The organism is Achromobacter sp. GW823-FHT04E03 (genome assembly GCF_058796095.1).
In genome coordinates, this window is the sequence record NZ_JBXAIJ010000001.1 from 2,295,919 (window position 1) to 2,307,984 (window position 12,066).

4 protein-coding genes are annotated in these 12,066 nt (G+C 65.7%); all 4 read right to left on the minus strand.

All coding sequences use genetic code 11. The features are described 5' to 3' along the window. Window positions 1-3 precede the first annotated feature (3 nt). Window positions 4-7,536 carry an autotransporter-associated beta strand repeat-containing protein gene (locus AC1RHV_RS10920; RefSeq protein WP_492300728.1) on the minus strand — a complete coding sequence of 2,511 codons (7,533 nt, stop codon included), beginning with the start codon at window positions 7,534-7,536 and terminating at the stop codon, window positions 4-6. 224 nt (window positions 7,537-7,760) lie between these two features. Next, window positions 7,761-8,681: a bestrophin family protein gene (locus tag AC1RHV_RS10925; protein ID WP_492300730.1), complete on the minus strand. Its 921-nt coding sequence runs from the start codon at window positions 8,679-8,681 to the stop codon at window positions 7,761-7,763. A 6-nt stretch (window positions 8,682-8,687) separates the two neighbouring features. Then, a complete protein-coding gene (locus tag AC1RHV_RS10930) occupies window positions 8,688-10,976 on the minus strand; it encodes an FdhF/YdeP family oxidoreductase (RefSeq protein WP_492300732.1) in 2,289 nt (762 codons plus the stop codon). A 96-nt stretch (window positions 10,977-11,072) separates the two neighbouring features. Then, the gene (locus AC1RHV_RS10935; RefSeq protein WP_125471094.1) at window positions 11,073-11,993 is read right to left on the minus strand and encodes a LysR family transcriptional regulator; all 921 of its coding nucleotides are present in this window, start codon (window positions 11,991-11,993) and stop codon (window positions 11,073-11,075) included. Window positions 11,994-12,066: the final 73 nt, after the last annotated feature.

The window sequence follows — 12,066 nt, forward strand, 5'->3', positions numbered from 1 at the left end:
CCCTCAGAACGCCCAGCGCACACGCACCTGCGCCGATTGGTCGCGGTTGCCTCCTCCGAATTCGCCGTTGTAGCCCAGCGCCAGGGCGGCGCGATTGCTCAGGTCCACCTCGGCCTCCAGGCCGACTACCGCCGCGTTGCGCGCCAGCGGCACGCCAGCCACAGTGAAGTCCTGCCCGCCTTCGAAAGCCATGGTGGACTGGGTGGCCAAGTCGCCAAACGCATGACGCCAGCCCAGCGTGGCGCGCAGACGCCCGTCCCTGCCGCCTGCCGCGAAGTCGCTATGGGCGCGCACGCCCAGCGTCGTGCTGGCCAGGTCGTCGCTGCTATTGTTGCCGCGCAGGGCCGCAAAGCCGCCGCTTTCCTGGAAACCGCGCGTACGTTGCTGGCCCAGGCTGACGCCGGCGAAGGGCTCGATGCCTGCCTTGTCGTCCTGGCCCATGGCGTAGCCCACTTCGGCAAACACCTGCGTGGTGCTGGCGTGATAGTCGGCCTTGAGGGTCTGGCTCAAGGACGTCACCTGGCGTTGCGACGCGATGTCGTGCCAGGTGTAAGCCAGGCCGCCCATGACGTTCAGGCGGCCCGCCCCCAGGCCGAAGGATTTGCCGCCATAGATGGCGGCGCTGTAGCTGTCCACCGTGGCCTTGGAGCTGCGGTCGGACACCTGGCCATCGGCGCGCGTGTAGCCCAACGATCCGCCCAACCGCCAGCCGCTGGCAGCCACTTCGGCGTCGCCCCCCAAGAACAGGCCGCCGGTGTTTTGTTTCCAGCTGGCGGCATTGCCGTCGCCCGCGTAGTTTTGCCAGTGGCCCACGACCTCGGCCCACATGGGCAAGGCGCTGGACGCGGGCCAGGCGGAGGCCGCAATCGGGGCGCCGGACTGCGCGGTCGGCGCGCCAGGACGCAGCGTGGCGGTGAGATTGCCGTGCAGGTGATTGAGCGCACTGGCGCCGAACATGGCGGCGCCGGCGCGCATGCTGCCTTTGGCCGTGGCGTGGCTTTCACCGGACAGGCTGTCGAACACGGCCTGGGGCGTTCCCGCAGGCAACGTTTCAACGTAACGGTACAGGGCGCTTCCAGGAGCCAGACTCTCCGCCCCGTTGGCCACGGCGGCCTGATTGCGGGTCTCGGCCAGATCGGCAAAGGTCATGCTGCCAGAGCTGCCGTTGGATTTGCGCCGCAACTGCAGCGTCACGTCGGTGCTGGTGTAGTTCAGCGTCGGGGCCAGGTAGGCGTAGTCCGAAGCCACGGTATCGAATCGGCCGATCAGGCTGTTCGCCGACAGGATGGAGTAGGTTTTGGCGACCTCGAAACTGCCCGGCGCACCCATATGAACCACGCCTCCGGCCAGCGTAGCCGTGCCTGCCACCTGGGTCAGCGTGCTGGCGCTGCTGTCGGGGTCGGCCCGCACCTCGTAGGTAGAGCCCGCCTGCAGTTCCAGATCGCCCTGTACGCGCAACGTCCCATAGGGCGTTGCCGCATCGGGGCTCAGGCCCGCTGCCAAGGCTCCGCCGCTCTGGATGATGGTCTTCGCGCCAGAGGATCCTACCGAGCCCGTGCCCGCCAGCTTGCCGCCGCCGGCTACGGTGAGCGCGCCGCCCAGGTTGCCGTCCACGACCAGATAGCTCTGCTGCACAGTCGTGCTGCCGGCAAAGCCGCTGCTGTCGCCTGTCAACGTCAGCGTGCCCGCGCCGGTCTTGGTCAAGCTGCCGTTGCCAAGCAGGGTTTGGCCCATGCTGGCATCCAGCGTCTGGCGCAGCTCCAGGGCGGCATTGTTGGTGATGACGCCGCTGCCCAGGTTGGCCGCCGATGCCACCAGGCGGCCGGCGCTGATGAACGTGGCGCCCGTGGAGGTGTTGGCGCCCGTCAGGGTCAGAGCGCCTGCGCCGGTCTTGCTCAGGCTGCCGCTGCCGCTGAAGGCTTGCGCCATGCTGGCATCCACGGCCTGGTTCAGTTCCAGCGCCGCGTTGTTGATGATGGCGCCGCTGCCCAGGCTGGCCGCCGATGCCACCAGGCGGCCGGCGTTGATGAGCGTGGCGCCGGTGTAGGTGTTGGTTCCCGTCAAGGTCAGCGTGCCGGCGCCGGTCTTGCTCAGACTGCCGCCGCCGCTGATGGCCTGGGCCAGCGCGCCGTCCACGGCCTGGTTCAGCTCCAGCGCCGCATTGTTGATGATGGCGCCGCTGCCCAGGTTGTTCGAAGACGCAATGAGGCGTCCTGCATTGATGAGGGTGCCGCCGGTGGAGGTGTTGGCGCCGGTCAGGGTCAGTGTGCCCGCTCCGGTTTTGGTCAGGCTGCCGCCGCCGCTGATGGCTTGGTTCAGGGTGGCGTCCACGGCCTGGTTCAACTCCAGCGCCGCATGGTTGGCGATGGCGCCGCTGCCCAGGCTGGCGGCGGAGGCCACCAGCCTGCCTGCGTTGATGGCGGTGCCGCCGGTTGACGTGTTCGCGCCCGTAAGAACCAACGTGGCGTCGCCCGTCTTGATCAGGCTGCCGCTACCGCTGATGGTTTGGGCCAGGATGGCATCGCTGGCCTGGTTCAGTTCCAGCGCCGCATTGTTGATGATGGCGCCGCTGCCGATGCTGGTCGCCGACGCCACCAGACGCCCGGCGTTGATGATGGTGTCGCCGGTGGCGCTGTTCGGCCCCGTCAAGGTCAGCGTCGCGTTGCCTTGCTTGATGAGGTCGCCATTGCCGCCGATTGCGCCGCTCAGGAGCAGATCGTGGCTGCCGTCCACCGTCAACGCCTGATCGAGCTGCATGCGGTTGCCCACCGCCATGCTGCTGGCGGTATCCAGATGGGCAGCGCCGGTGACGTGCAACCTACCGCTTCCGAGGGCCGCTTGCTGCCCCAGTATCAAGGTACCGGCATTGAGCTGCGTGTTCCCTGAGTATTGGTTATTACCGTTGAGTTCGAGCGTACCGCTGCCCAGCTTGACCAGCCCCCCTGCGCCGGCAATGTCGCCGTTCAGCGCAAGGTTGTTGCTTCCCGCCAAGGTCAGATCCGCGTCCAGGGCAATGGCGTTGGACAGCGCGATTGCAGCGCTGCTGTCCAACGCAGCCGCCCCCGTGACGCGCAGGCTGCCACTGCCCAGCGCGCTGCCAGTGCCCAGCAACAGTTTGCCTCCCGCCAGGCGGGTGCCGCCGGTGTAGCTGTTGTTGCCATTGAGCGCCAAGGTGCCAGCGTCCAGCTTGGCCAGCGTGGCGTTGCCGCCCAGGTCGACATTCAGCGTGGCCGTCTTGCCGGCGTCTACGCGGATGGCGGCATAACCGGCGGATCCGTCCACCAGTTCCAGCTTCCCGGCCGCTCCCGCCGTCAGCAGATAGCCGTCACTGGTGAACTGCATCCCGGTGGTGCGCTGGGTTCCTTCCACGGTAACCGTGCCGGGGCTGCCCGCGAACACCGCAAAGCTGTCATTCCATCCCGCGTTGAACCCGCCGCTGGCGATGGTCCAGTTGGTGTTGCTGCTATTCCATACACCGCTGCCGCCCTCGACGTTACCGTTTCCGGCAGGCTCGCTGCCGTCCCAGAAGCGGACGTTGGACGTTCCCCCCACCACCAGATTGACCTGACTGGCAACGCTGGTCTGTACTTCCAGGTCGTTGGCGCGTACGCCTGAGGGCAGTGTCCCGAACGCCAGTCCGCGATCGGTCAGCGTGCCGACGTAGTCGAACAGGCGATACACGCCGATCCCGAAGCCACCGGTGTCGATGATGTTGAGCTTGCCATCCAAACTCAGGTTGCCAGCGACCTTGGCCAAGGCTGGCGCATTGGGCGAGGCGACGCCCAAGGCCGCGTCGATCTGGGAGTCGCCATTGAGCGCCAGCGCCCCCAGACTCAATGTGGCGCCGCTGGCCAGCCCCAGGCGGCCGCCATCGGCAATGCTGACGGCTCCGGTCAGCGTGCCCGAGCCCGTCAGCGTGGCGCCGCTGGCCACGGCAACGCTGCCAGATCCCAGCGTGCCGTCCACGCGCAGCGTACCCGCATCCACCGTCGTGGCGCCGGCCAGGATGCTATTGCCGCTGAGAACCAAGGAGCCGTTTCCGGTCTTGTTCAGGCCGCCGTTGCCGTTCAGCGCGCCGCTGAAGCTGCCAGCCTGCACATTGAAGGATCCGGCCCGGAGGTCCACGCTGCCCGCGCCATTGAGTTGCCCCGCGCTGCCGCCCTGGTTCAACTGCAGGGTGGCGCCGGACGCGACGTTGACCTGGCTTGGGCTGCCCAGGCCACTGGCGGCGCTGCCGATCAAGCGGCCGGCATCGATGTTGTAGACGCCGCCAAAGGTATTCACGCCGCTCAGGGTCAGCGTGCTGGCCCCGGACTTGGTCAGGCCGCCGTTGCCGCTGAGCGTGCCCGTCAGCGCCAGGCCTTGGGTGCCGGCGAAGGTCAGCGAACCGCTGATGTCTACCGCGTTGGCCAGCGTCACGAAAGCGGTGCTGTCCAGCCTCGCAGTGCCAGCCACGTCCAGACGGCCGCTGCCCAGCGCCTTGTCATGGCCCAGAGCCAGGGTGCCGGCGTTGAGCGTGGTGACGCCGCTGCGGCTCAGGTTGCTGCCGCCAAGGATCAGCGTGCCGTTGCCGTTCTTGATCAGATCGCCGCCGCTCCTCATCTCGCCCGTCAGGGCCAGGCTATTGGCGCCATCCACGGTCAATGCCGCGCCCAGGTGCACCTCGTTGGCCACGGTGATGCTGTTGGCAGCCTGCAAGGTAGAGGCCGAATTCACGTTCAGAAGCGTGTTTCCCAGCGATGTGTCCTGCCCCAGGCGCAGGCCGCCGCCGTTCAGGGTAGTCTGGCCGTCCAGCGCATTGGCGCCTGTCAGGCTTAGCGTACTGTTGCCCTGCTTGACCAGGTCGCCGGTGCCAGACAACGTGCCAGAGAGGGTCAAGTCTCGATCGCCGACGAGGGCCACGGTCCCGCTGACCCACACATTGGTGCCGACATTCATGCCCGCCACGCCCGCCTCGATCGACGTGCCATTGATGGCGTTGAGGATCCCCGTACCGAGCGCCAACGGATTGCCGATGACCAGCCTCCCGCCGGTCAGATTGAGGTTGCCGAGCATGTTGTTGACGCCGTTGAGCGTCAGGGTGCCGCTGCCCGCTTTGATCAGGCCGCCGACACCACTGACGTTTCCGTTCAGGGTCAGATTGGTTCCCACACCCGTCTGCACCGTGGACACGCCATTGAGCACCTGGCTGTTGGCCAGTGCGACATCGATGATGTCGGTCGCCAAGGTCGTGCCGCTCCCCAGCGCCACGCTGCCTGTGCCCAATGCCCGGTCGTGGCGCACGACCACGGTGCCGGCGCTGAGCGCAGTGCCTCCGGTCCAGCTGTTGTTTCCGCTCAAGATCAAGGAACCGGCGCCTGTCTTGGTGAGCTTGCCGGCGCCCTGGATTGGCGCGCCGATCAGCGCGCTGACGTCGGTATCTGTGATTACCTGCGCGATGCCGTTTGAGCCGTTTATAAGGTTCAGCGCACCGGACGCGTCAAGCTGGCCGACGATGTAGCCGTCGGTTTTGAACTGCATGGCGCGGACATCCTGGGCGCCGTTCACCATTACCAGGCCGTTCTGCCCCAGGAACACCGCGTTGGTGCCTTTCCAGACGCCGTTGTCATTGCCGGAAGACTTGGTCCAGTTGCTGTTGACGCTATTCCATATCCCGCTGCCGCCCTCCACGACGCCGTTGGCGACAGTATTGCCGCCATCCCAATACTGCGTGCCGAGGGTAGGCGAATTGATGACGAGGGTCAGCGTCTTGCCTGCGATGTCGAAGACCCGCCCCACATCGACGGTGCTCAGATCGCTGGGCGTACTGGCGGCAACGAGGTTGGTGCCGGTCAGGCTACCGGTGTAATTGAACAGACGGTAGTTGCCATTGGCCAGGTTGCCCGCGTCGATGATGTTGAAGGTGCTGCTGGTGATCGACAAGTTGCCCTGGATGTTGACCATCGGCGTAAGGCTCGGCGCGCCCAAGGCGAGATCGAGTGTGGCGCCGTTGCTCAGAGTCAAGGAACCCGTGGTCAGGGTATTGCCGCTGCTCAGGGCGAGGCGGCCGCCGCCGGCGACGGTCACGGCGCCGCTCAGGGCGCCGCTGCCGCCAAGCGTGCCGCCGCTGCGGACGTTGACCATGCCGCTGGCCAGGCTTGCGCCGGCAGCGAGGTCCAGGCGTCCGCCGTCTATCGTGGTGAAACCGCTGAAGGTGTTGATGCCGCCCAGGGTCAGCTTGCCGCTGCCCGTCTTGGTGAGGGTGGCGCCCGCCGAGCCGGAGATCGCGCCATTGAGGGTGATGGCGTTGGAACCCGTCACGGTCAGGCCATTGGTCCCCGCAGGCACGTTCAATGCCAGGGAGATGGGATTGTTCACGGTCAGCTGGCTGGCCGAGCTGCGCAGGGTCCCCCCCGCGGCCGTAATTACGCCGCTGCCAGCGAAACCGCCGTTGTCCACCACCAACTCGCCGCCCGTCAGGCTGGTGCTGGTGGCCGCGCCGCTCAACAGCGCGCCGTTGACGGCCCAGGTCCCGCCTTCGACTTGCAGGTTGCTGAAGTTGGTGTACACCGACGAGAAAATCGCACCGCTCCCGGCGGCGCTCGAATCAAACCCGTTGCGCAGGGTCAGCGTGTTGTTGCCATTGGCGCCGCCATCGACGATGCCGACCGGCGCGAATGCCAGGTTGACGCCCAGATTGTTGCCCAGGACGCCGCTGGAGCCGCTGCCCGAGACGCTGCTGCCGGTGACCGCGATGAACTGGTTGGTACTGCCCGCCCCCAGCGACACGCTGCCATATATCGTGCCGCTATTGGTGAAGACATTGCCCTGGCCTGACGTTTCGAACGCGACCCGGCCATGGATGGTGGCGCGATTATTCAGGTGGACCCGGCCGCCGCCATAGACGGCGATCACCGGCCTGGCATCGGCAGCCTCGATGGCGCCGCTTAGCGCCCTGGAGCCGATGGTGCCATTGTTGTCGATGGCGGTCAGCCCGCCGCCGGCATTTTTCACCTCGATCGCCATGCCGTCGAACGTGGACAGGCTCGGCGGCAAATTGCCTGACGCGCCGTATATGGCGGCGCCGCTGCTGTTGGTGATGGTCAGGTTGGATGCGACGCCTCCCTCCATTTTCAGCGCCGTGGTGGACTGGTTGAAAGTGCCCCCGCCCGTCGGGTCGAAGACGCCGCTGTTGTTCACCGTAATCCCGCGGCCGAGCAGGTGCATCGAGGGCAGGCCGATGACGCTGGAACTGACCGTAGCACCGTTCTGAATATCAAAGAGGAGGTCGTTGCCGGTGACGAAGTAGTCCTGGACCGTGCCGCTACAGGTGAGCGTAGTGCCGTCCGCAGGCGCCACAGGCGTACAGGCGGCGTAGGCCGCGCTGTTGCCAAGCGCGGCGGCCAGCAGCGTGGTCGCGGCGGTCAGCGTGGGCAAGCCGGCCCGGCGCGCGCGCCGCGGGCGTTGGCGGCCTTTGCCCGGGCCTCCAGCGATTTCGCTGACAGCCTGCCACACGCCTACGGCTGCGTTGAACACCACGCGGTAAATTCGGTTCATGGCACCTCCCAGGGGTGCATGGCCCTGGTCTACGAGTGAGATTGCAAGGATTGGAAGGGCCGTTCCGCCCGTCGTGACGCCGCATTGGACGCGGCTGGAGCCAACGTCGCTTTTGTATGCAAATTTTTACAGATCCGCACAATAAGCGATAAGCGGTAACACTGCAACGCTGGATTCTTGCGTGGCCAACACCGCGCGCCGTACCCGATCGGAAAAGATGCCAGCTAGAACAGCACGCCGTCCTGCGGCGCCAACGGCGGGGGCAGGTTCTTGTCGCCCAGCAACTCTCCGACGTTGATCTCGATGCCGCGGCACAGGGCATCCAGGGGCAGGTTGTTGGGCAGGCGGTCGAAGGGTTCCTCGATCTGTTCGCCCAAGGCGTCCAGCCCGAAGAACGTGTAGGACAGCACGCCCACCATGAACGGCGTCACCCAGCCTATGCTGCCAACCAGACAGAACGGCAGCAGCAGGCAATAGATGTAGACGGTCCGGTGCAGCAGCAGGATGTAGGCAAAGGGAATCGGCGTGCTGCGTATCCGCTCGCAGCCGCCGCCTATGTATGACAGCCGCGTGATCTGGGCATCGATGTCCGCGAGCAGGATGCTGTCCAGCCGCCCTTCCCGCCGCAACTGGGCATAGGCTTGGCTCAAGTCGCCCAGAAGCACACTGGGCGGATTCTCCGCCTGCATGATGCGGGTCGCAGTAGCGGCGGGCAGCCAGGGCTGCAGGTCTTCCTTGGGATCGCTCTGCCTCAGCATGTGCCGCAAGACATGGGCATAGGCGATGAGGCCGTGCGCCAGTTCACGCTGGCGCACGGCGGGCAGGCCGTCGGGAAGGCTCAGCGTCTGCCGCGTCAGGTTGCGGATGACGATGAGCAGCTCGCCCCAGAGCTTGCGCGCCTCCCACCAGCGTTCGTAGGCCACGCTGTTGCGGAACCCCAGGAAGATGGCCAGGGTCAGTCCGACCAGCGTCAACGGCACCGCGCCCAGCCCCACCCCGCTCAAGGGCAGCCGATGCTCCGCCAGCACCACGGCGGTGGCCAGCAGCATCATGGCGACGACGCGCTTCCAGATGATGGAAACAATCGATCCCTTCAACGTGAACAGCAGCAGCCAGGGAGAGCGGGATGCGGGGCGGACGATCATGACGGCTTACGCTTGGGCGCCTCCCTGCGCGGCTTTGCGGATGCGCACCGGTATCGACTTGTAGGAAGGCGTGCCGCATTCCTTATCGATATAGTCCAGCGGAACCAGGACATTGGCCTCGGGATAGTAGGCCGCGACCGAGCCCCGCGCGATGCTGTATTCAATCGCGGTGATGCCTGCCAGCCGCAGCGTCCGATTCCGCGACACGGTTTCTATGTCCACCAGATCACCGTGTTCCAGGCCCTGCGCGGCCAGGTCTTCCGGATTCATGAAAAGCACGTCGCGGCGGCCGAAGACGCCGCGGTAGCGGTCGTCCAATCCGTAGATCGTGGTGTTGTACTGGTCGTGGCTGCGTATGGTCACCAGCCGCAGCACCTCGTCCGGCCAGGGTTCATAACGCTCGCGCACGCCGGGGAATACCGAGAACATGGCCTTGCCGGTGGGCGTGTTCCACTTGCGCTCGGTCGGCGGCAAGGGCATGCGAAAGCCGCCGGGCACGCGGATGCGCGCGTTGTAGTCGTCGAAACCCGGAACCGTGCGCTCGATCAGGTCGCGGATGCGATCGTAGTTTTGCACCAGCCCCAGCCAGTCGACCTTGCTGTAGGGCAAGGTCGACCGGGCCATGGCGGCGACGATGGCCGGTTCCGAGCGCAGCTCGGCGGACGCCGGCTTGAGCTTGCCCGCCGAGGCGTGGACCATGGACATCGAGTCCTCCACCGTCACCGATTGTGGGCCGTCGGCCTGGACGTCGAGTTCGGTGCGTCCCAGCACCGGCAGCAGGAAGGTCTCGCGCCCCACCAGCAGATGCGAGCGGTTGAGCTTGGTACCCAGATGCACGCTGAGCGTCAGTTCCTTCATGGCCGCGAAACAGAGTTCGGGATCGGGCAGGGCCACGGCGAAGTTCCCGCCCAGGCAGATGAGCGCTCGGGCGGTGCCGTCGACCATCGCTTCCATGGCCTGCACCGCGTCATGGCCATGGCCCTGCGGCGGCGTGAAGCCGAACTCCGCTTCCAGCTTTGCCAGGAACTCCGGGCTGGGCTTTTCCGTGATGCCGACCGTGCGGTTGCCCTGCACGTTGGAATGGCCGCGCAGGGGGCAGATGCCGGCGCCGGGCTTGCCGAAGTTGCCGCGCATGAGCAGCAGGTCGGCGATCAGCTTGACATTGGCCGTGCCCGTGTTGTGCTGGGTGATCCCCATGCCGTAGGTGACGATGGTGGCGTTGGACTTGGCGTAGGCCTCGGCCACATGCTCCAGGTCGGCGCGCTGCAGGCCGCTTTCGGTTTCGATGTCGGCCCAGGAGGTTGCGTGCAGGTCCGCGGCCAGCGCGTCAAAGCCCAGCGTGTGTTCCGCGATGAACGGGCGATCCAGGACGTTGCCGCGCTGCGCTTCGAGCGCCAGCAGCGCCTTCATGATGCCCTTGAGCGCGGCTGCGTCGCCACCCGCCCGGACCTGATAGTAGGTCGAGGCGATATTGGTCGAGCTGAAGGTCGCCATTTCCACGATGCTCTGCGGATCGGCGAAGCGTTCCAAAGCGCGTTCGCGCAAGGGGTTGAAGACGATGATGGGAACCTTGCGGCGCGCCAATTCGTGCAGCGTGCCCATCATGCGCGGATGATTGGTGCCAGGGTTATGGCCAATGGAAAGGATGAGCTCCGCATGGTCGAAGTCCTCCAGCGAGACCGTGCCCTTGCCTATGCCGATGGACTGCGGCAAGCCCACGCTGGTCGCCTCATGGCACATGTTCGAACAGTCGGGGAAATTATTGGTGCCGAATTCCCGCGCGAACAGCTGAAACAGATAGGCCGCCTCGTTGGAGGCCCGCCCCGAGGTATAGAACTCGGCCTGGTCAGGCGCGTCCAGGCTGCGCAGCGCCTCGCCGATGCGTTCGAACGCGGCATCCCACGATACGGGAACGAATTTGTCCGTGGCCACGTCGTAGGCCATCGGGTGAGTCAGGCGGCCGAAGTCCTCCAGCTCGTAGTCCGACAGCGCCAGCAATGAAGACACCGTGTGCTGGGCGAAGAAATCCGGCGTCACGCGCTTGCTCGTCGCTTCCCAGGTAACCGCCTTGGCGCCGTTCTCGCAAAACTGGAACGTGGAGCGGTGCTCCTTGTCCGGCCACGCACAGCCTGGACAATCGAAACCCGCCGGCTGGTTGGTACGCAGCAGGACGACGGGGGCCTCCACCACTTCCATCTGTTGCCGCACGGCCTGGGCCGTGGCCTTCAATGCCCCCCAGCCGCCCGCCGGACCGTCATAGGGGCGGATGCCGGGTACTTCACGTCGTTGTTTCATGGCTGGTCTCCTTCAAGCGCCCAATTCCCGGCAGCATGCGGCAACGACAAGAAATGATCTAATTTTTCCTGTGAACCTTTTGATAATCCATGGTTATCAAGGTTTGGCCGCCAGCGAGTGGTTGAGGACGGCCTCCAGGTCCATTTGGCCGGCGATCTGCCAGGCGGCGTCCGATAAGGCAGGCGGCTTGTCGCGCCGCAGCCTGACCAGGCAGACGTCCTCGGCGTGTTCGGGAATGATGGGATGCGCCAGCAGCCCGGCCCCTTCATACTGGGCGGGCAAGGCGCTCAGGGGCATGATGGAGAAAGCCCGCCCGCTCTGGCATTCCGTCAGCAGCACACGGATGTCGTTGCTTTGCAGCACCACTCGCGGCTTGGCTTCCACGCTCTCGAAACATTTGTTCAAGGTCTGGCGGTTTTGCATGTCCGGGCTGAGCAGGCAGAGCGGAAGTTCGCCCACTTCCGACCAATCCAATTGGCGCGGCAAGGAGGCCTGCTCGTTCGCCACCAGCACGTAGCGCTCGGCGTACAGCGGCATCACGTCAAAGTCGGCGCTGTCGAGCACGGACCGCTCATAGAGGATGCCCAACTGGATTTCCTGGGCCTTCAGCCGGCGCAGGATTTCCGGAGTGCTGAGCGAGGTGACTTCCAGCGTCAGCTGGGGAAGGATCTCCCGATACTGGGCGCTGAGCAGCGTCGCCGCATGGTTGGCAGTGGGAATGGCGCCTATCGCCAGGTGGCCTTGCGGCACGCTGCGCACGAGATCGGCCTCCTGCCGCAGTCCCTCCAGCGAAGCCATCACCTGCCGCACCCATTGGATCACCCGCTCGCCTTCGGGCGTAATGCCTTCGAAGGTCCGGTTGCGCTTGACGATCGTGATTCCGAGTTCGCGCTCCAGTTCGCGGATGCCGTTGGACAGCGCGGGTTGCGAGACATGACAGCTTTCCGCCGCCCGTCCGAAATGCCGGTATTTGTCCAGGGCCAGGAGATAGGAGAGCTGACGGATAAACATGGACATCCCCGGATTTCATCGTCGACTTCACGGCTTATAGCGCAAGCGGTTCAGGTCCGCTTGCAAGCCATGCGGCCGA